The organism is Qipengyuania sp. NPDC077410, assembly GCF_044543405.1.
Taxonomy (GTDB): domain Bacteria; phylum Pseudomonadota; class Alphaproteobacteria; order Sphingomonadales; family Sphingomonadaceae; genus Qipengyuania; species Qipengyuania pacifica.
Window position 1 is genome coordinate 881,447 of the sequence record NZ_JBITWB010000002.1, and the last position, 20,928, is coordinate 902,374.

The window sequence follows — 20,928 nt, forward strand, 5'->3', positions numbered from 1 at the left end:
TTAAAGTCGGCGTAATAGCACAAGGCAGGCGTTGCATTGCGCAAGATTACAGTACTTCTAAGCTCAAACGCTGTAGCAGCTGCATTAATCGCAGTGGGTACACTGCTGTTAAGCAGAATTGTCGATCCAGCGACATTCGGCTCCTATTCGTATGCGGCACAAATTGCTGTCGCCATCTATCCAGTTCTTACCTTGAGGTTTGAGCAAGCGCTTCCCTTACTTGGCAAATGCCAGACGGCAATGCTTCAAATGCTTTTGGGCATTGTATGGCTTGCGCTCTTGGCATCACTTTTGTTCTATCTCGCAGGCATTGTTGCATTGTATTTCCTATCCACCCCTTTTTCCCTCAGCGCGGCTCAAGCCCAGCTCTTTCCGATTATAGTCCTAACTTCTCTAGCGCTGGCACTGGTGAGCATTTATCAATCAGCATCGTTGGCACTTGGCAACCTCAACGGAATGGCCATTGCCAGAGTTATGCGGGCGATAGCCCTTGTTGGCGGGCAACTGTCACTTGCGATGCTCATTGGGGGCGGAGCGGTTTGGCTTCTAGTTGCCGACCTCGGAGCAAGCCTTTTACAAGCTCTTTTGCTTGCGTACGGGGTGAGTGCGGCAGCCCTTTTGCAGGTTCTTCGACGCCCCATCCGCCGTCAACTAACGCACCTCTGGATACTCGCCCGGAGACATCGCGTGTTCCCACTCATAACACTCCCTCACCTTTTGGTTCACTCGGCTCTCGTTTTATTGATGACCACAACCATCGGCGCTTTCTACGGGGCGGCTATTTTGGGGCAGTACTTTTTGATGAGGAAACTGGTATTTGGAATATTGGCCCTTTTTGGAACTGCAGTTTATCAGCACGCAATTTCGGAAGCAGCTAGTGTGGGAAGGTCTGAAGTGTATTTGGTCGCAAAGCGCGCTCTTATCGTTATAGGTACCGTAACCGCAATAAGTTCTTTGGCTTTATTACTAGTTGGTGAACAATTATTTCTGCTTGCCGCTGGGGCAGAGTGGGCTTTGGCAGGACAGATGGCAATTGCGATTTTACCTGTAATCTTGATGGAGCCGATCACGAGTACTTTTGCTTTTGTCCCTGTCTTCCTCGGCCTTCAGAGAACTGCGTTCATCGCTGCGATCATTCAAGGAGCTGTTGGCGTAGGCGTTATGGCTCTCGCCGGAGCGGTGGGCTGGGGAGTGCTTGCGGCCCTTTTTGCTACTTCGCTTTCAATGTCATTCATCATGGCGGCGTATGTCGGTTGGCTTGTGCTGCAAGCGAGACGCGCCGCAAGGGGCCAGTTTTCTTGACCAATAGAACTGATGCCGAAATACTGTTGGTGACTAGCCATTATCCATTTGGACTTGTCCAGGAAAATTGGATCGCTCCAGAGCTTGAAGAGTTCTCGCGAAGCTTTTCCAAAGTGCACGTTTTGCCTGTTAAAGAGCTCGATGGCAGGCGCGAACTGCCAGAAGGAGTTGAGCTTTGGGATCCAATTGCGCGACTTAACCGAAAGGCGTTCTTTGCGCGGGAATGTATGAGGCCCTCAACTTGGAGGCACTTCTGGGGCTCAGCCAAAGAATGCCACGTCAAATCCAAACTCAACCTCAAACGTCTCATTCTATGCCTCAAATTTGCGTGTTATCGTTCTGCGTTCGAAAAGCTTCCTCGGCTGTCTGAATTCTTGGCGTCTCCAAACCCGAAAATAGTCTACGCCTATTGGGGGCACATTCCAGCGTTATCCATACCGATAGCCAAGGCGAGCGGTTCGGCAACATGCGTGCGCTACCATGCAGCAGACCTCTATTTGCATCGTCCAGAAACGGGAGGTTTTTACCCTTGGCGAGAGCTAGTTCACTCGGCTGCTGATCTTTTGGTCTTTATCTCTGACCATGGCTTAGAATACTTCAAGCGCCGTTATGGGCGACAGTCGAATCCGCGCGCAGAAGTGTTCCGATTGGGATGCCGTGATTTTGGCCCGGCAAGGCAACGAGCCGTCATGGATCCAGATAGGCCGGTAGTAATGGCAAGTGCGAGTTGGCTGGCTCCAGTTAAGCGAGTCGAGGAAATAGCAACATTGGCAGGCGAACTTGCCAACAGGCGGCCGATTGTTTGGCATCACTTCGGTGGTGGACATTCAGATCTCGTCCAAGAAGCCGCGGACAATGCAAGAACAAAGGGCGCAAAAGTTATATTCCATGGAATTGTACCGGTCGAGAAGTTGCAGCGCTTTTATCGTACGACTGATATAGATTTTTTTGTCAACTTGAGCCGTGACGAAGGGGTTCCAGTTTCAATTATGGAAGCGATGAACGCAGACATACCCATAGTTGCCACCAATGTCGGAGGGACATGCGAGGCGGTAATTGAAGGAAGGTCTGGCTTGCTTTTAGATCCGACGCTCCAGGGGCGCCATGCTGAAGTTTCAGAGGAGATTCTTGAGCATTTGTCTGCGGGTGGTATTCTTGGCGCCTCGACGCCGCGGCAAACATGGGAAGAGCTTTACAATGCCGAGCAATTGGCAAAAGTTTTTGTTGAGAGGCTCCTTAATGAAGCCACTCAGGCCTCATGCAAAAAACGCACGTTTGCCTTAAGAGCAAAAGATTGATGCGAGCCCACTCACAAGAGGGGACGCTATCAGCTAAGGCTAGTGGACTATCGCTCAAACCATCAGTTTGGGTGTTAACGGCCTTGTTTTTCCTGGCCGCAACTCCGTTTGAGCTAAATCAGAGCGGCTTTGTTTATCTAATAAAAGCGATCGCTCTAGGAGGGATCATCGTTTATGCGACTCTCATAAGGGATGCGAGAGCGAGTACATTTAGTCCCTTAATTGCTATAGCCTTCTTACTCTTTCTTGTTACTAATTTAACGGCGTGGTCAGATCGTGTGGCGATAGCATTACCGCTTATCCTGTTCGGCGCTGTGCTTGGCCAAGTTCGAGGGACAAAATGGGATAGGGATTTTTATTCTGTCGTTTTCCTCTTCATTGCGGTTCACGTGGCTGCACTCATTTTCGCGACTTTATTATACTATACGACGTCGACAGTTTTAGACATTCATGGATTAGTTTTCCCTGAAGCCTCTAGGGCTATGGCAATTGGAGATATTGGGCGCCTTTCCGGCTTTCATACTGAGCCAGGAACTTACAGCCAGTGGACCCTTGCCGCGTTACTCCTGCTTGCTTTGATCCGAGGCGTACTTTCTACACAATGGCATGCTGTGGTTATTGGCTCTGTGCTAATGACATTGTCGCTTTGGGGCGTATTAGCGTCCGGATTATTTGCGTTGGCGTTTTTGGTTGAAGCGGTGCTCGTGAGGGACCTCTCAAGCAAATCGAGGCGTCTCTTGATAGTGGCATCATTCGCATTGATCGGTATTGGATTAAGTTATCTAATCTCCCCTGAAATTCGGCAAGCTGCGATAGATTTCTTGAGTTTGAAGGCATCATTTTCAACTCAAAGCGGACTAGACAAATTGCGAGCCGCGCATTTTTTGAGCGAAAATTACACCAAAGCACTTTTATTGGGCTTGCCCATTGATCCTGGCTTTTGCCCAACATGCATTTCACCTCAAGATTCAGGTCTCGCATTGACTGGTAGTTTCTATTTGGGCTTCGCTTTTTCTGGGTTCTTGGCAGCCGTTATCGCAGTGCGATTGGGAACTCTCTGGAACTGGGGTTTTGTTTTTGCGATCTTGCCGCTTTTTGTATGGAAAGCTCATGTCTACGAGCCGCTGCTGTGGATCATCGTTGGCTATATCCTCGCTGGGCCCTCGCGAGCTTGCACCGATCCGACCAGATACGCTGGAAGAGCGCGAAGGCCCCGCTCCCGGATTGCGGGACATGCCCAATAATTTGCTAAAATCTTAGGAATTTAGCCCTGTGACTTGTCCAAGTTCAAACTGGTGAACTGTGAATGATAAAAGTAGCCGTTTCTTATCGCGTGATGCAATCTTGGCGGGTTCCTGTGTTCTCTAGACTGTCCAAATGCGATGGGATTGATCTCTGTGTATTTCATGGGGAAGACTTTGAGGGGTCCAAAGTGGTCAACTTTAGTGGCCCCTTGGATTTTAAGACGAAGGAATTTCGCTCATTAAAGTTTTCTTTCAGTACGTTAAATGGACCTGCTCATTTGCCATTTCATTTTGGGCTTTGGTCCGCTCTCAAAGCGTTTGATCCGGATGTGATCATCACAGAGGGCGCCTCAAACGCCCTGAACAATCTGATCTGCTTCGCCTTTGCTCGGAGAAACGGTCGAAAAATCGTACAATGGGGCTTGGGGAAGCTCAGGGGTAGAAAACCGTCAATTGCGCGCCGTGCATTAGACGCGGCTTTTTTTAGGAAAATTGAGAGCAATTCCGACGCTGCAATCGCATATAGTTCATTGGGCGCCAAATACTATTCAGAGGCAGGAATTTCGCCGCACCGAATATATACAGCCGTTAATACTGTTGATACTGTCGGTCGACAGGCGAAAGCCAAGATCTGCGCTCTCGGATCCGGCATGCCTTGGCCGTCCGAGCCGCCCGAAGAATTCAATATTCTTTTTGTTGGAGCCTTAACTTATAACAAAAATGTTGAGTTACTGTTAAAAGTCTTCGCTCGACTTGTTGAAGAGATTGACGACGCGTTTTTGACCATTGTGGGAGATGGGATTTTACGCGCTGATCTCGAGGCTATCGCTTCTGAATTAGGAATTGACAAGAAAGTTTGTTTTACCGGTCATTTAGGGGACGAAATCACCCCCTATTTTCTTAATGCCACAGTAATGGTTTTGCCGGGGCTTGGGGGATTGGCAGTATCAGATGCGCTATGTCACGGCGTCCCAGTGATTTGTGGCATAGGTGATGGCTCTGAGGCTGATTTAGTGACTACCGAGAATGGCGAAATTCTAGATCCCTTGACGGAAAATACACTGTTCGATGCGCTAAAAAGATTGCACCGCAGTCCTGTCAAACAACGAACATGGCGGGCAAACTCCATTAAGGTGATTGAGGAAAAATATAATATTGAATCCTATGTCTTTGAGTTGGAGCGTTGCGTGAGAGAGGTCGTCAAGTGCTGAAGCCCTTATTTTGGAGCTTACGCCTCGGGTGGTTGCGTATTGCAATGCGGTTTAGGCGCCCGGCACTTCTTCTCCCACGAAATGCTAAAATCGGCCCAAGCCCAAGATTTGGTAAGGGACGCCGAATTGTTATTGGAGAAGACTTTTTTTGCGGACCGAAGTGTCATTTTGCTGCGCATGCAGTAATAGGAAGACGCGTCATGTTCGGACCGTGTGTGGCTTTGGTTGGTGGCGACCACAAGATTGACGGCGTAGGGCCAATTCTCATGGATACCGGCCGTGACGAATTTCGTGTCATAGAGATCGGAGATGGAGCCTGGATAGGCTACGGTGCGATCTTATTGCACGGTGTTTCTATAGGCACAGGTGCTGTGATTGCCGCGGGCTCTGTGGTGACCAAAGATGTGCCGCCTTTTGCAATCTTTGGGGGTAATCCCGCTAAGCTCATTCGTTACCGCGAAGGCGTTAATTAAAACTAGATCTGCAGTTTCCAACGAGTGGGGCGAAAATCTTTCAAAATCTTCCATAAACCACACGTAGCAGTCTGGACCATCTCTTACTTCGCCTTCTTCTCGCAATTTGTCGAATTCTTATCGCATTCGGCAGCATCAATTTGAAGACCCACCAAGTCTGAGGACTTAGAAGCAGAATATGAAACAACTCCTTCAGTCGCTTAAAGATGGCGCCACGCACCTTGAAGAGGTGCCGATTCCGCGCGCCGCAAATGGGCAGCTACTGATTCGTACTGACACCACGTTGGTGTCTGCCGGGACCGAGCGGATGCTAGTGAAGTTCGGCAAGTCAAATTGGATTTCCAAAGCGCGCCAACAGCCCGACAAGGTCAAAATGGTACTCGACAAGGCCCGCTCAGACGGGATTGCGGCCACTTATGACGCGGTAAAGAGCAAGCTCGATCAGCCGCTGGCTTTAGGATATTGCAACGTCGGCCGAGTTGCCGAAATCGGCCACGAAGTAGATGGCTTCGCACCCGGCGATCGCGTTGTTTCGAACGGGAAGCACGCGGAATATGTTAATGTCCCGAAAAATCTCTGCGCGAAAATCCCGGATGGAGTTCCTGCGGAAGAGGCTAGCTTTACCGTCCTCGGTGCGATCGGTCTGCAAGGTATCCGACTCGCCAATCCAACACTTGGTGAATGTGTCGTTGTGACCGGGCTTGGTGTGATCGGATTGATGGCGGTGCAAATGCTTCGCGCACAAGGTTGCCGGGTGCTTGGGATCGACTTTGACGAAGAACGTCTGACGCTCGCTCGACAATTCGGTGCGGAAACAGTCAATCCGGGCGCGGGTGACGACGTGCTGTGTTCGGCCGCCGCGTTTTCGCGCGGAAACGGCGTTGACGCGGTGATCATCACTGCCGCGACCGACAGCGATGAGCCTATGCATCAAGCGGCGCAAATGAGCCGCAAGCGCGGGCGCATCGTGCTGGTCGGCGTGGTTGGTCTAAACCTGATGCGCGATGATTTTTATGAAAAAGAACTCACCTTTCAGGTCAGCTGCTCTTACGGTCCAGGCCGCTACGATCCAGAATATGAGGATAGCGGGCAGGATTACCCGATCGGCTTCGTGCGGTGGACCGAACAACGCAATTTTGAGGCTGTGCTAGACCTGATGGCGTCCGGCGCGCTTGACGTGAAGCCGCTCATCACGCACCGTTTCGATGTTGAGCGAGGCGCGGACGCGATGTCTCTGCTGACTTCGGGCGAGCCCTCGCTCGGTATCTTGCTCGACTACCCGCAGGCGCAGGCGGACAAGGCGCCCATCAGGAAGGTCCGCCTCGACGCTGTCGAGGGGAGGACCGCCCCGGCACTGGGAGCAGTCAGCGTGGGTTTCCTCGGGGCGGGCAATTATGCCAGCCGTGCGCTTATGCCGGCCTTCGCAGCATCGGGCGCGAAGCTGCACACCGTGGTGAGCAGCGGCGGTGTCAGCGCGGTGCATTTCGGAAAGAAGTTCGCGTTCGAACAGGCCGCCAGCGACGCGATTGAGGTCTACGATGACCCTGCGATCGACACAGTGGTGATCGCGACGCGGCATAATGCCCACGCCCAGCAGGTGATAACTTCGCTGCGGGCGGGAAAGCATGTCTTCTGCGAGAAGCCACTCTGCCTGAACCACGCAGAACTGATCGAGATCCAGCAGGAGATCGCAGGACGCCCCGAACAGCGACTGCTTGTCGGCTTCAACCGCCGTTTCGCGCCCCAAGTGATCAAGATGAAGGCACTGCTCGATGGCGTAAACCAGCCGAAACACATCCTCATTACCGTCAATGCCGGGGAAATTCCGCCGGACCACTGGACGCAGGATCGAGATGTCGGCGGCCGGCGGATCGTGGGCGAGGCCTGCCATTTCATCGATCTCGCACGGCATCTGGCCGGCCATCCGATTATCGGCCACGGCGCAACGATGTTAGGGCGCCATCCGGCCATCGCGATCCGTGACGATAAGGTGAGGCTGACGTTAGAATTCGCCGACGGTTCGTTGGCGACGATCCTCTATCTCGCCAACGGCCACAAGGCTTTTCCGAAAGAACGTGTTGAGGTGTTCGTCGCGGGGCGCGTGCTCCTGCTCGACAACTTCCTCAAGCTCAGGGCATGGGGCTGGCCGGGCTTCACAAAGATGAACCAGCTGAAGCAGGACAAGGGTGCCGATGCGATCGTAGCGCGATTCATCCGAAGCATTCGCGAAGGCACAGCCCAGCCGATCCCGAAGGAGGAGATTATTGAGGTGTCGCGGGTGGCGATCGATCTTGCCGAGGAGTGTTGCTGATGGGGCTCGTGCAGACGATCGACCGCCGCTTCTACCCACAGTTCGAACGGAACTGGGACGATGTCCTCTTCCGCGAGAAGCTACTTGCTTTCATTCATCCGAAAGCGACGGTGCTCGATCTGGGGGCAGGTGCCGGCATCGTCGAGGCGATGAATTTTCGCGGCCTGGCCGGGCGGGTGTGCGGCGTCGATCTCGACCCACGTGTGGCCCAAAACCCCTATCTCGACGAAGGCCTCGTCGCCGATGCAGGCAAGATTCCATACCCCGATGAAACCTTCGATCTCGTCTTCGCTGACAACGTAATGGAACACATCGACGAGCCCTCCCAAGTCTTTGCTGAAATTGCGAGGGTTTTGCGGCCCGGTGGGAAACTGCTGTTCAAGACTCCGAACAAAACTCACTACATGCCCCTAATCGCGCGGCTGACACCTCATCGTTTTCATCAATGGGTAAACAGAAAGCGTGGCCGCGACGAAACTGACACTTTCCCTACACGCTATAAGTGCAATTCTCCGGCGGATATCCGGGCTATTGCTGGCCAGGTGGGACTAGATGTGGAAGGGTTCGAGCTGATCGAGGGTCGGCCCGAATATCTCCGCGTCAGCGCGCCGAGCTACCTTATCGGGTGGGGTTACGAACGGCTGGTGAACGCTACCGAGTTGTTGGCGCGATTCCGAATCCTGATGATCGCGACCCTGTCTAAGCCCAAAGTGCCTGAGTCTATCGTTCGCGCCGAAGACCGGACGCTTGTGGCGGAGGGTTCGCCATCTGAAGTGGCAGAAGGTCACCGGCCACGCGAAATTTCGACTGCTACGCGAAACGATAGAACGCCCAGGAACTAACAAAACGAATGCCAACTAACTCACGAGCGTCGAACCGACTGCATTTGCCCTTAACCGCTAACCCCTTGGTCGCAATATATGGGAAAACCGGCTCCATCGCTCAGTTGTGGGACGGCAAAACCGCTCCCCGCATCATCAGCGCGCATGAGCAACTAGCGCGTCAATGAGCTCACGAGGTATTTCTGTGCTAGGCCGCTACTGGGAAACCGTGCGGCATCTAAGACCGCAACAGGTCTATGGTCGCATCGCGTTTCGGCTCGGGCGTCCCGCGCCTGACGCCCGCTCCGCCCCGCCGGTGCGCCCTCGATATGGTTCATGGATGATGCCGGCGCGGCGAAGAGCGTCGCTCACAGGCCCAGACAGTTTTTCGTTCCTGAACGAAGACGGATCTCTCGCAATCGATGGGTGGGACAATCCTAAGCGGGAGAAGCTCTGGCGTTACAATCAACACTATTTTGACGATTTGAATGCTATCGGCGCAGCCAGTCGTCGAGATTGGCACGCGACTCTGATTGCGGCATGGCTTACGGACAATCCCGCGGGGAGCGGCTCGGGCTTCGAGCCTTATCCGACATCGCTTCGCATCGTGAACTGGGTAAAATGGCTTCTGGGTGGCGGCAACCCGCCGAGGGGCATGCTGGATAGCCTGGCCCTGCAAACCCGCTGGCTTTGCAAACGACTTGAGTATCACCTGCTTGGCAATCATCTTTTCGCCAATGCCAAGGCGCTCATCTTTTCAGGCATGTTCTTTGATGGCGCGGAATCTGCGCACTGGCTTAAGCTTGGCCTCGCTATTTTGCAGCGCGAGTTTGATGAGCAGATACTTTCTGACGGCGGACATTTCGAACTCAGCCCGATGTATCATGCGCTCGGACTGGAAGACGTGCTCGACCTCATCAATCTGACTTGCGCAATGTCTGGGGCGCTTGAACCTGCTCAAAGCGATCAAGTAGCGCATTGGCGTCGACGCGTGCCTCAAATGGTTGCCTGGCTAAGAGCGATGTCGCATCCAGATGGCGAGATCGCATTCTTCAACGACGCAGCTCTCGCAATCGCCCCCGAAAACGACGAGTTGTTTGAATACGCTCGCCGCCTCGACCTTGAAGTGCCGCATAATTCAAATGCGATTCTTTGGCTCGAGCAGAGTGGGTATGTTCGACTCGAAAACGAGACTTCGGTGGTTATCGCGGACATGGCTCGCATCGGTCCAGATTACCTGCCGGGCCACGCGCACGCCGATACGCTGAGCTTTGAATGGTCGCTCTTCAGTGAGCGCGTCATCGTGAACTCCGGAACATCGCTTTATGGCCTCGGCGAAGAGCGTCTGCGCCAGCGTGGAACGCCCGCTCATAGCACGGTTACCATCGCTAGACAAAACTCGTCAGACGTTTGGAGCGGCTTTCGGGTCGGAGCACGGGCGCGGCCTATCGGGCCGAGCTCCAGCGTGGATGGCGAAACTCTGATCGCAGAGTGTTCACATGACGGTTATCGATCCCTTCCAGGTCGTCCGATACACCATCGCCGATGGGAGCTTCGTCCCGGCGCGCTGAAGATATTTGATACAGCCTGCCCAAGCGATCATTCGGCTGAAGCCAGATTTCACTTCCATCCTGATGTCTGCATCGAGCAACGCGGCCTCTATGAAGGAGAGCTCATTCTTGCAGGTGGCGGCCGCGTTTCTTGGCGTGCTGAAGGTGGCCCGCTCCGATCAGAGAGAAGTACTTGGCATCCGGAATTCGGGAGAAGTTTACGCAGTACCTGCTTGGTTCTTCGGCTACTCAATGGCTCATCAATTTTCGAGCTGACCTGGTCCGGAAGATTTCCAAAATAGGGCGTTTTCTTTAATGCACATATTGTTCATCACAGATAACTTCCCTCCGGAAGTAAACGCGCCGGCAAGCCGCACTTATGAGCACGCTCGTCAGTGGGTAGAGACCGGGTGTGAAGTCACAGTGATTACCTGCGCTCCTAATTTCCCTAAGGGCCAGGTCTATTCTGGCTACAGGAACAAGCTGATCCAGAGCGAGGTCATGAACGGGATCCGCGTCGTGCGGGTCTGGACCTACATCACGGCCAATGAAGGCTTTTACAAGCGCACACTCGACTACCTGAGTTTTGCGGTGGCCGCCACGATCGCATCCGCGGGCATGAGGCGCCCTGATGTCATAGTCGCGACCTCTCCGCAGTTTTTCTCCGCCTGCGCCGGCTTTTGTATCAGTCTCCTTAAGCGGCGTCCGTGGATCTTTGAATTGCGTGACATCTGGCCGGAATCGATCAAGAGCGTGGGGGCCATTAAGGAAGGCTTGGTTCTCAAATGCCTCGAAGCTCTGGAGGCCTTTCTCTACAAGCGAGCAAATCGAATTATCGCTGTTACTCACTCTTTCAAAAGGACGCTGGTCGAGCGTGGTGTTGATACTGGGAAGATCGACGTCGTGACCAATGGCGCCGATCTTTCCCGCTTCTCGCCGCGCGATCGGCCGGCCGAGCTAGCGAAGCGTCACGGTCTCAACGGTTTCTTCTTGGCAGGTTATGTCGGAACTCACGGCCTTGCACATGGACTCGACACAATCCTGGATGCGGCTCAGATTCTGGACCGCGATCCGCAAGCCGCCTCGATCCGTATATTGATGCTGGGACATGGTGCCCGTAAGGCGGCCTTGATGGAGCGGGCGGAGGGGATGAGGCTGTCCAACGTTGTATTTCTCGACAGCGTATCAAAGGATCAGGTAGCTGATTATTGGGCGCTGCTGGATGCCTCTATAATACATCTGAAGAAGGATCCGCTCTTCCAGACTGTAATTCCCTCGAAGTTATTCGAATGTATGGCGATGGGCCTGCCCGTGCTGCACGGTGTCGCGGGCGAGTCAGCGGAAATCGTTTTGCGGGAAAGCGTTGGAGAGACTTTCGAACCCGAGAACGGAACTGCGCTCGCCGACGCCATACTGCGCATGGCAAATGACAAGAAAGCTCTAGCGCGGTATAGAGAAAGATGCCTCACGGCGGCTCCTAAATATGATCGGAACAAACAGGCCGCGCTAATGCTCGAAGCCTTAAGAGCGGCTGCAGCATAATACCGGAGGCCCCGCCCTGGGAGACTCAGGAAGTTAGCCTCGCTACTGGAATTGGCGCAGCTGGTGGCCAAGGTTACTTGTTTAAGAGGCCAGATAGTTACCAATACCTCCAAGCCCGATCGAACTATGCGCAAGCTTATGAACGTCAGCAGGCATGATAACATGCGTTGGCGCGCCAGCATCGGACTGCGGCTGTGGCTCTCGAGCTAGATGATACCTACGACGAAGAAACAGTCCGGAAGGCAGCCGGCGACGGTTCTATCGAAGAGATGCTCGTTTGGCCCGATGCCAAGGCAGAGGATTTCTTCTACGTGCCGGCGGGCACGATTCACGCCATTGGTCCGGGATCGGTGCTCCTTGAGCTTCAATAAAATACTGATATTATGTTCCGTTTGTACGACTACGGCCGGCCGCGCGAACTACATCTCGATAGGCGATGCGGTTTGCGAAGCTTGAGCCTTACTCCGAAGTTCCGCGAAACGTTTTTGACCCATGTGCGATCGAGCCACTGCTCGAAGCCCAAGCGCTTCGGGTAGATGTTCTAAGCGACCAAAACGTCCTGACTGTCGAGGAGTCGACGTTGGTCATTCCTCTCGCGGGGGAGATCGAGGCGGGCTCGGAAATCTTAGTGAACGGAGGTTGCGGCCTCATAATGCTTGGCCAAACCCTTCGCTCCGAGATCGATTCTCGTATTGTCGTCGCTATATGCGGTAATCCAAATTTCGTTAGCAAGAATGCGGCATAGGCAGCCTCGACTTTGACATCTCTAAAAGCCGCTGCCATCTGCGTTGATGAAGCCTCGAGCTAGCAGCATTCTCAACGTACCGGGCTAGAACGTTTTTGCTCTTCCATCCGCCAGCCTGCATGATCCCGAGGGTATCGATGCCCACCACCATCATGTCCTGAGCTGCACCGATCCGCATTGAATGACCTGAGAGGGATTTTACCTCAACATCATTTAGACCTGCCCTCACGCCGGCTCGTTTCACAATCCTGCGTATGGACGGAGTTGTCAGAGCACGTTCACTGATCTTGCCTGTGTGTAATCCGCAAAAAAGCGGTCCCTCTTCAATTTTCGCTTGAGCTAACCAGTGCTCCAAATGCGCGGTCGTTTCTTTTGACAGATAGGCAATCCGTCCTTCACCGTGCGGATCTGACTTAGACCGAGGTACCAACACCGAGGATCGGCAAGAGCTCACGTGCTCCACGGTCAACAGGGCAAGTTCGCTGCTACGACAAAGCGTATCGTAGCCGACGCAGAGGAGGGCCGCATCACGCCGTCCTAACAGTGTATCCGGACACGCATCTAACATCTTTCCCAAGATATCGCTTGTAAGACCGAGGGCTTGTTTCTGGCGGACCGACTTTTTGCGCCTAGCGCGGCGCACCGCCAACCGAACCTCGCTGTGATCAGTGGGGCAGGGTAGGTCTGCCATCACGTGAGCGAAGCGTAAGGCATCGAGCCGATGCTTAATCGTCGCGATGGCCTTGGTCTCCACCTCATCATCGACATATGCTGCGATTGTGGCCGGTTCGGCCGGAAACCACTCATTCTCATTGGCTGCGCACCACTTTTGAAATTGAAGCAGATCATTGCGGTAGCCACGCAATGTGTTTTGTGAGTATGCCCCAGCGCAACGCACGAGTAGTTTCTCGATGCGATCACTGGATACGGATACAGGACGGTTCATATGAGCTATAATAGCTCACAAGAAGGGGGCTATCAACCCTCATCTTTGCAAATTCGAGCCGCTCGAGCGCTTTTAGGCATCACCTCGCAGGAGCTATCTGCGCTGTCCGGTGTGGGTTGGGCTACCATCCGCCGATTTGAAGAAGCAGAGGGAGTTCCTGCCAGCCGAAGCGGCACGCTTGATCGTGTGCGCAATGCCCTGGAGGAGGCTTCGATAGAATTCCTCGGGGATCCCGTCGCATCGCCGGGCGTCCGCCTTAAGCGCCGACCAGCCTCCTAAGACAATCGAACTGTAAATGAACCGGTTCTTTCTCTTCGCCCTTGGCGCGACCGCCTTCGCTGTGCTGCTTCTCGCCAATATCCCTGTCTTCGTCACCCCAGGCAATCCCGACGACAAGTTACTGCACTTTGCAGCCTTTGCCGTACTCGCGATATTCGCGGCTGGAGCGCTTCCAAAGGTGCCGATCCGCCGGCTTTGGCTCGGTCTGACTGCCTTTGCTGCTGCGATAGAGCTGGTCCAGTTTCTTCTGGCTCTGGGCCGCGAGGCGGACTGGATCGATTTCCTCGCTGGAGTAGCGGGCACTGCGGCCGCGCTATTGATCGCGTATCTGGTGCGCCGAGGTAAAAGCGCTTCTGACCATGCGCGATAACACCATCTGTCGCTCGCGCCGTCACCGTGGAGCGACAGCCCGGGGTAGGTGGAGGTACATTCAAAGGCCGGATAAGGCGACGGCCTTGGCGGGCTTACTTAAATTCGTCCAATGTTTCCCGGCACGCACTCAGCAGCTTGCGAAGATCACGGCGCTCATCGATTGCCTCACGCGTGAAGAAGCCATGCTTGATCGCATTTCGGTTGCTCTTCGGTGCGCCAGATCCCTTGGCACCGCCATGCATCCGGCACCGCATTTTTCCAGATACCGCAGGAGACCGGCATGGTGCGCCGGCGCGAGTCTTTGCTCCGCAACGGGCGCTTGTCAGCATCGGTCCCAACCTCCGTTGGTGAAGGCCTGACCTGGCCGTCACTCGTCCGCTTCCTTTGGTGCAGAGCTAATTCCATCTGACACCTGCATCTTGTCGATAGCGAGAGGGTCCGCTTCACCAGCGAAAGAGCCGTTGGAGACCGCGCTAGGCGTCGACTCTTCGATTGCCCTCTTCGATGGCTTTAGCGAGGGACCAGTTTTCTGTAGATTGGACCGTACTCTTACGGACCGCAGCGACCCGCTCACGTGCCTCCCTTCCCTTGGAGAGGGTCAACGTGGCCATATTCGCGAAGTTAAGGCTGAACTCCCGGTGCCGTTCCGAGTGATCGTCATCGAAGGCGCGCGAAAGCTGCTGATCGGTCGCATCGTCTAAGACTGCCATCCGGAGAACCACCTTGGCGTCGAGAGGCGAGCAAGCGGCTTCGTCGATCAACAGCCTTGTCACAAACCTGATCTGGCGATCGAGGCTGGCCGCCGACGGGGCTTTTCGGTTGAGGCGCGACAGCGCCGCCTCGGCGACGATCAAGAGCAAGACCTCTCGGGAGAACCCGTCGGGCAGTGCAGGAGAAAGCTCATCAAAAATAGCCTCGGTTCTCGCGTAGGCATCGTCGTACGAGAGGATTTCCTGGTCAGCCATGGTGCCCTCCTTCCAATGGTTCGGGAGCACGAAGCTAAACGAGCAGCAGGCGACTTCGAATTATTGGGTTAAGCCTTTGTAGGGGAAGGGGAATCCAAGGCCGGGGAGGCCCTAACATCCGCATTCATTTCGATGTCCAGGAAGGACTCGCCATCTCGCTGCCCACGTGGCCGGCTTGCCGGGAAAACCTACTGTGCATGGGGTTGATTTGCGCTTTGATCGTTTTGCTCGAAAATGGCCTCGCGCGATAACACCCATTATGAGTCCCCGTTGGCGTACCGCCTGCGGTCACCTGGCGCGGAGGGAGCTCCAGCAGCTGCTAAGAGTGCTGTTTGCCAGCAGACAAGCTAGCGGCGCATCAGGGCGGAAGGCGAGGATGAACGCGGAACCCTTATCGAGGTCATACGCTTGGCTAAGCAATACTTGTTTCACGATTTTACCCTATACATCTGGTTCGAAAGTCCAGATGGGCCCTTGATACCTTTAGGAAGCTTTGTTAGAAGCTTTGGAAATTACAGGAGTTTCTTAATGCGCAAATCGTCAATTTTCTCGCTGCTAGCAGCCTTTTCGCTCGTTCTCGGCGGCGTAGGTTACGCCGATTCGGCTAGAGCGCAGACTGGTGCGGAAGAAGCTGGTCCCTCGGTTTTTGCCATTGCTGCTATCGGAGCTGGCGCTCTTCTGGTCGGCATCCTGGCTGCTACCGGCGGCGACGACGACGACTCCCCGGTTAGCGCTTAAGCTTCTCGCTTTGTAAACGTTTCCGAAAAGGCCCGGTTTAGCCGGGCCTTTTTTGTGTCCTGTTCGATTATGCATTAAAGAGTTGCTGCTTTGCGCGGAAACCGTCCATGTCACTGATGCGCCATGACGGCCACTATTTAGCCCGACTTTGCCCTTAGGAACTGCAATGATACAAGCGGGGTTGGGCGATCTCGGGAACGATGGCCTCGCGTCGGCCACTCTCCTTTAAGATCGTCATTTCAGACGAAAACAGCGGACAATTTACGAAGGACTTCAGTGGCAACGTCTTTGCCTTTCGCATTGCCGTCCGCGGACTGGATTGGATCCTTCGCTTTTCCTGGGCTTGGCTCGCAAGGCGGCATACCAGTCCCAACCCTTCCGCATCGTGATGATTGATGGCTTTACAGGCTTCGTCAGCAGCGACCGGGGCGCAGTATTGAAAACCACCGCACTAGAGTTTTGAGATGGAAGGATCTCCGCTCTGTACATCGAACGAAATCCCGACAAGCTTCGGCACATCAACGCAATATTAGCCCAGGACCGTCTTGATACGAAAGCGAACTGAAGACGGATCGTCTGCTTTTGTCTGGTTGAGGCAATATGGCGGACGGTCAGGGTGCCGGCCCATATCCGTCACGGCATTGTATTTGCGATGAGGCCATAATCGACGAATGATCTTGCCGCAAGAGCGACAAAGTCGATCACATTCAATTACAGTTTGAGAAATCCAGTCGTCGTTTCTTGGAATACCTGTCACGAAGCAGACCAATTTGGCTATACGAGAAAAAATTCCTAAAACCCTTCGTATCATCAACGGAGGCATGAGAAATGGACAGAGTAGATAAGGGCCCTGATTACTTAGCAGAAGCTGAGCAGGAGGAAGACGAGACAGAGGGGGCTGAAGGTAAGCTCAAAACTCCCAAAAAAAGTCAAAAGACGCGCAAAGCGCTGCCCAAGGGCGAGCGCGAGCGTCGCCAAAAAATGCGGCTCGCCAACCAGTTTCCGAACGGGCCGGAAGCGAGGGAATTGAAGGACATGGCGAAACCCATGCCCACCAGCCTGCGTGAGAAGATCCGCAAAGGCGGCAAGTACGAACTGTGGTCGGAAGCGTTCGGCTGGTTGGCCGCCGACCTGCAGCGCAAGGCCCGCAACGGCACGCAGTTCTATCCAAAGCTAGTGGTCAAGAAGCTGCGGGCTGCCTACCCGGATCTCCACCTGCACGGTGACGAAGTCAGCTGGCTTGAAGGGTGGATCGACTATCTCGGTAAGTTCAGGACCAATCTACGGTCCGGCGGAAGCTATGGCCCTGGCATCGACCTTCTCGTCGCGCTCGATGTGGAGCGCGACGTCTATGGTGAAATCGACAGCCTAGATATCGTCCCAGATGGCGGAAAGAAGCAGAAGGCGCCGGCCCCCGAGTTAACGATGCCGTCCATCGACGATCTGCCGCCCATTCCTCGCGAGCCCCCTTTCAGATTTATGGAGCTCAAATCCGCGAAAGCGAAGACCTTCTGGCGCGCTTATTGGAAATCCAACGATATAGACGCCATCCGAGAGGCCGGCTTTGTACTCTCATCGGACCGGGAGGCCCGAAACGAAATGGAAAGGCTCGGCGAAAAGGCCGAGACCTTCTTCATTCAAACGATGGCGAAGCTCGGGATACCCCTTTCATGAGAACCTCCAGCGAAAGGGGTGTAGCTGTTAAGCAGGATGGGGGCGGTATGACCGCCCCGGCCAACATCGTGTCGCTGCGCTTCGTGACGTTGGTTTTTGGCGCCGCCCTCGGGCGCGCGGCCAGCGCGGAGCGCGTAGGATGAGCAAGAAGGAGAAGAAAGATAAGCGCGAACGCGCCATCTTGAGCGTGTGTTGCGAGAGTGAGGAGCAAAAGCGGAGAATCGAGCGCGCGGCGGGCGGAAACACATCGCGATATGTGCTCGAACGCGTTCTGTATGAGGACGGATATGCAGACCCTCGCCACGACATCGCGGCGCGAGTGATGCGTGTGGCCGACGAACTGTCAGACGAACTGCACCGGATTGGGGATCTAGTGCGCGCGACCACCGGTCTGCGGGAGGCACTAGGGCGCTCACCGGTGTCCACTCGAGATGCTAGCATTCGACACGCTGTCGAAAACAACAACTTCGTCATTTCTCAGCTTTTGGAGAGCCACGAACAAAGGGTGCATCTGTCCCATGAGCTGATCAGAGCGATCGCCGACTACACGAAGGCCTGCGCCGAGTGGGATCTGCGGCAGGAGCGAAAGGCAACCATTCAGCAGCGTCGAGCGCGCTCATCATGATCATCAAGATCTGGCGATACAAGGTCCGGCAGCAGAATGGGACCCGTCCCCGAACCTCGCAAAAGAACGCGTTCGACATCGCCTTTGGATGCGCAAGCTACATTGCCGGATTAAAGATCGAACCCGAGTGCGTGGAAGCGTTCGAGAATGCCCTGATTGTTACGGACGGTTCGTCAGATGCGCGACGGGCGGGTGATTACATCGTGCGCCAGGACGATCATGACGTCACGGGAACCAAGGGTTATGGGCTGGGCGACGGAGGCATCGTCGAACAGATCCAGATGATGGCCGTTGCTGCCGCATCGGCGGGTCTGGAGTATTTCTATCATTACACATGGTCACACCGTGACGGCGAAATGTTCGCACCTCACCAGCTGGCTAGGCAGAACAGGACCATTCGTCACGTACTTGAAGCGTCCGGTTGCCCTTCCTTGGAAGCGTATCATCGCGAGGAGCGTCGAGGAAAGCCTCAGATCCATGGCCACGGCAATCTGCTCTCGGTCGATCAAAGCGGCAAAGGCAAGCCGCTGGCGCATTCCTGGTACAGGGAGGCAGCGCATTTGGCTATCGCCGTGGTGGAACGGGACGATGGTCTGCGCCCCGAACCGATGCGACGCTACATCGCCACCAGCGAAGGCGTATTCGGGCTGTTTACAGGGATCCGGATAGCCGACCGCAGCGGACGGATCGTGCGCGCACGTGATCCGGCAAAGGTCGACCGCGAAGGCGAGCCGCTTCCCGATGGTGGACTGATGGCGCGCGCCCGCCAGCAGCATGATACGATGATCGAGGGGAACGAGGCCCCGGACGGTTACGAGCCTGGCGCCCAATGGCCTCTCGAACGATTTGCGAAAATCGTGATCGCTCCCCGGATCCAGGCCGCCCGCAATTGGCAGGAGGTGCATCGCAACCTCGCGCCGCTCGGAATACGATACGTTATGGTCGGTAATACGGGCCGCCTCCTTGTCATCGGCGAGAACGGGGAACCGAGCGGGGGATGGGTCGGTGCAGGCGCCGCCTACGCCAACGCGTCCCCGCATAGGCTGAGCAAGCGGTTCGGAGCCAAGAAATTCGAGCCCCCACAAGGTGAGCTTGATCTGCGTCCGCTTGTCATGCCGGTATTCAACCGGCCAGAGGATACGTCGGAAGAGCGTGCCGAGAAAAAAGAACTGGCCAAGCAAGAGGCCGTCCAACTCAAGCCGGAGATCGAAGCCATTGGACGGCATCTGGCCGACCAGGGCAGACGTCGACGCAAGGAGATACAGCAAGCCAAGCTCGGAAAGGACCATAACCGGGCCATTGCCGAGGAGGCTACCCTCCGACGCCAGGAGGAGGAGACCGTACGTGAGTTCGCAATCGCGAAAGGCGCGCGGCGATCACGCAGGACCGCGGCGACCAAGCCGAAGCTGACTCAGCGCATTGGCGGTTGGCGACCGATCAGCCTGATCATCTGGGGCGCACTCCGGAAGCGCAGGAAAAAGGCTCCGGCCAACCGGCGTTCCGATCTCGATCAGCGCTACGACATTAGATCCGAGGAAGGCCGTGTCGAATACTGGCTGCGCGGCCCTGCGGGCGACGCCACGCTCGCCTTCGTCGAATCCGAAAACCTCATTACGGTCAGGCATACCGCGCGCCGCGTTAATATCGACGCGCTCGAGATTGCCAGCGAGAAGTATGAACGCATCCGGATCGCAGGCACGCAGCGCGCGATAGCGGATAGCGTAAAGATCGCCGCCGAGCTCGACATGATGCTTGAGGACGACCAGGCCAACACCGGACAGGAGCATCGAACAGCCGTTGCAGCGCGCAGGACCGGCAGCATTCTCGAAGCGTCTCAGCGGTTCCACACAACAACCGACGTTCGTAAGCGCGCACGGAAGGCGGCCATACAGGATGGGAAAGATCGTGACCTTTTAAGGAATGCCGCACGCGGCAATGGCAATGGTTCGCTGAAGGCGATGATCGCCGCATATCTGAACGATAATCAGCGCACGCTAGCTCATGCCGACGATGCCGAGATCATCGAAGCACGGCGACGATTGGACCAAGATATCGAGCACGACCGCTTGTTCCTTGCGTCATCGCGCTATCACTTCCGTTACGAAGGGCTACCTTTCCGCTTCCTGGACGATGGCGCATTAAGAAAGGCGTTCAGCAAGGCGCCGGAGCTCCTCGTCGACCGCGAACTGCAAGACAGGCTGCAGGCTATTGAGGCCATTCAGTTGGACAAGCGACGCATCATCGCAGCAGCTATCGTCGCCGGTGTCGCTTCGATAAGCGATGGAGAGCTTCGCATGGACGGACCGCACGCCGCTTGGGCGCAAGGTTTTTGGAAGGCACAGCGGGCCGATCCGACGTTCCTGCGCCTCATCGCCGTGGCGCGGGCCCGACCGGATAGATTCGTGTACGATGAGAACGAGCGACCTGGCCATCTGGGCCGCACTCTGGCGCTCGCCCGGAAAGACAATCGACTCGCCAAGCTCATCGTGCGGCAAATGGCCGAATACGAGAGCGAAGATTCCATCGCCGTTGAAAGAGAACGAACACCACATACACGAGATGTCACGCCGTCGAATGATATCGTTCCGAAAAACCCAGCGGTTACGCATTCCGGGACGGCAACCTCGGTCCCCTGTCCGACCGACGGCAAGGATCGGAATACCCCCGAAGGATTGCGATATCCTGCTCATCCAAACCCGGATGGTTTCGAACGTTGACCGCGATCATTCTCCTCATCCTCGGAATCCACCTTGTCGTAAAATACTACGATCGAGTCCGCACGATTATCGCGCGTGCCCGCTTCGCTTCCTATTGCTACAGGCTCGCACCCAT

Annotated in this window: 19 protein-coding genes; 16 read left to right on the forward strand and 3 right to left on the reverse strand. The window is 55.2% G+C overall.

The annotated features are described in order from the left end of the window. Positions 1-36: 36 nt before the first annotated feature. The 10 genes from ACIGGE_RS12290 (at position 37) to ACIGGE_RS12335 (ending at position 12,123) form a co-directional block, all read left to right on the forward strand. The gene (locus ACIGGE_RS12290) at positions 37-1,302 is read left to right on the forward strand and encodes a lipopolysaccharide biosynthesis protein (RefSeq protein WP_397490562.1); all 1,266 of its coding nucleotides are present in this window, start codon (positions 37-39) and stop codon (positions 1,300-1,302) included. Beyond that, on the forward strand, positions 1,299-2,600 hold the full coding sequence (locus ACIGGE_RS12295) for a glycosyltransferase (protein ID WP_397490563.1): 1,302 nt from the start codon (positions 1,299-1,301) through the stop codon (positions 2,598-2,600). Before ACIGGE_RS12290 ends, ACIGGE_RS12295 begins: the two co-directional genes overlap by 4 nt. 83 nt (positions 2,601-2,683) lie before the next feature. Next, a complete protein-coding gene (locus ACIGGE_RS12300; protein WP_397490564.1) occupies positions 2,684-3,844 on the forward strand; it encodes a hypothetical protein in 1,161 nt (386 codons plus the stop codon). A gap of 62 nt (positions 3,845-3,906) precedes the next feature. After that, complete coding sequence (locus ACIGGE_RS12305) at positions 3,907-5,055, forward strand: glycosyltransferase (protein ID WP_397490565.1); 1,149 nt, start codon at positions 3,907-3,909, stop codon at positions 5,053-5,055. Positions 5,056-5,321: 266 nt separating this feature from the next. Next, a complete protein-coding gene (locus ACIGGE_RS12310) occupies positions 5,322-5,528 on the forward strand; it encodes a DapH/DapD/GlmU-related protein (protein WP_397490566.1) in 207 nt (68 codons plus the stop codon). 178 nt (positions 5,529-5,706) lie between these two features. Further along, positions 5,707-7,839: a bi-domain-containing oxidoreductase gene (locus ACIGGE_RS12315; RefSeq protein WP_397490567.1), complete on the forward strand. Its 2,133-nt coding sequence runs from the start codon at positions 5,707-5,709 to the stop codon at positions 7,837-7,839. Next, a complete protein-coding gene (locus ACIGGE_RS12320; protein ID WP_397490568.1) occupies positions 7,839-8,681 on the forward strand; it encodes a class I SAM-dependent methyltransferase in 843 nt (280 codons plus the stop codon). Before ACIGGE_RS12315 ends, ACIGGE_RS12320 begins: the two co-directional genes overlap by 1 nt. A gap of 319 nt (positions 8,682-9,000) precedes the next feature. Next, positions 9,001-10,512, forward strand: a complete 1,512-nt coding sequence (locus ACIGGE_RS12325) for a heparinase II/III family protein (protein ID WP_397490569.1) — start codon at positions 9,001-9,003, stop codon at positions 10,510-10,512. A gap of 13 nt (positions 10,513-10,525) precedes the next feature. After that, positions 10,526-11,752, forward strand: coding sequence for a glycosyltransferase family 4 protein (locus ACIGGE_RS12330; protein ID WP_397490570.1), 1,227 nt, complete (start codon positions 10,526-10,528; stop codon positions 11,750-11,752). 194 nt (positions 11,753-11,946) lie between these two features. After that, positions 11,947-12,123 carry a hypothetical protein gene (locus ACIGGE_RS12335; RefSeq protein WP_397490571.1) on the forward strand — a complete coding sequence of 59 codons (177 nt, stop codon included), beginning with the start codon at positions 11,947-11,949 and terminating at the stop codon, positions 12,121-12,123. 354 nt (positions 12,124-12,477) lie between these two features. Here the strand turns inward: ACIGGE_RS12335 and ACIGGE_RS12340 are convergent, their stop codons facing one another. Continuing rightward, a complete protein-coding gene (locus tag ACIGGE_RS12340) occupies positions 12,478-13,443 on the reverse strand; it encodes a tyrosine-type recombinase/integrase (RefSeq protein ID WP_397490572.1) in 966 nt (321 codons plus the stop codon). A 295-nt stretch (positions 13,444-13,738) separates the two neighbouring features. Here ACIGGE_RS12340 and ACIGGE_RS12345 point away from each other — a divergent pair, with 295 nt between their 5' ends. Then, positions 13,739-14,092: a VanZ family protein gene (locus ACIGGE_RS12345; RefSeq protein ID WP_397490573.1), complete on the forward strand. Its 354-nt coding sequence runs from the start codon at positions 13,739-13,741 to the stop codon at positions 14,090-14,092. 94 nt (positions 14,093-14,186) lie between these two features. On the opposite strand, the gene ACIGGE_RS12350 is transcribed toward ACIGGE_RS12345, so the two are convergent. Both ACIGGE_RS12350 and ACIGGE_RS12355 read right to left on the reverse strand, forming a co-directional pair. After that, entirely contained in the window at positions 14,187-14,423 is a 237-nt protein-coding gene (locus ACIGGE_RS12350) for an HGGxSTG domain-containing protein (RefSeq protein ID WP_397490574.1), read from the reverse strand. 144 nt (positions 14,424-14,567) lie between these two features. Beyond that, positions 14,568-15,059, reverse strand: coding sequence for a hypothetical protein (locus tag ACIGGE_RS12355; protein WP_397490575.1), 492 nt, complete (start codon positions 15,057-15,059; stop codon positions 14,568-14,570). A gap of 528 nt (positions 15,060-15,587) precedes the next feature. Between ACIGGE_RS12355 and ACIGGE_RS12360 the strand changes: the two genes are divergently transcribed. The 5 genes from ACIGGE_RS12360 to ACIGGE_RS12380 all read left to right on the forward strand — a co-directional run bounded on the left by ACIGGE_RS12360 (position 15,588) and on the right by ACIGGE_RS12380 (position 20,813). After that, entirely contained in the window at positions 15,588-15,797 is a 210-nt protein-coding gene (locus ACIGGE_RS12360; RefSeq protein WP_397490576.1) for a hypothetical protein, read from the forward strand. A gap of 828 nt (positions 15,798-16,625) precedes the next feature. After that, positions 16,626-17,471, forward strand: coding sequence for a hypothetical protein (locus ACIGGE_RS12365; RefSeq protein ID WP_397490577.1), 846 nt, complete (start codon positions 16,626-16,628; stop codon positions 17,469-17,471). Next, positions 17,468-17,614, forward strand: coding sequence for a hypothetical protein (locus ACIGGE_RS12370; RefSeq protein ID WP_397490578.1), 147 nt, complete (start codon positions 17,468-17,470; stop codon positions 17,612-17,614). The genes ACIGGE_RS12365 and ACIGGE_RS12370 overlap by 4 nt, the downstream gene beginning before the upstream one ends. Further along, positions 17,611-18,096, forward strand: coding sequence for a hypothetical protein (locus ACIGGE_RS12375; RefSeq protein WP_397490579.1), 486 nt, complete (start codon positions 17,611-17,613; stop codon positions 18,094-18,096). Before ACIGGE_RS12370 ends, ACIGGE_RS12375 begins: the two co-directional genes overlap by 4 nt. Beyond that, the gene (locus ACIGGE_RS12380) at positions 18,093-20,813 is read left to right on the forward strand and encodes a hypothetical protein (protein WP_397490580.1); all 2,721 of its coding nucleotides are present in this window, start codon (positions 18,093-18,095) and stop codon (positions 20,811-20,813) included. The genes ACIGGE_RS12375 and ACIGGE_RS12380 overlap by 4 nt, the downstream gene beginning before the upstream one ends. The last annotated feature ends 115 nt before the right edge of the window (positions 20,814-20,928 follow it).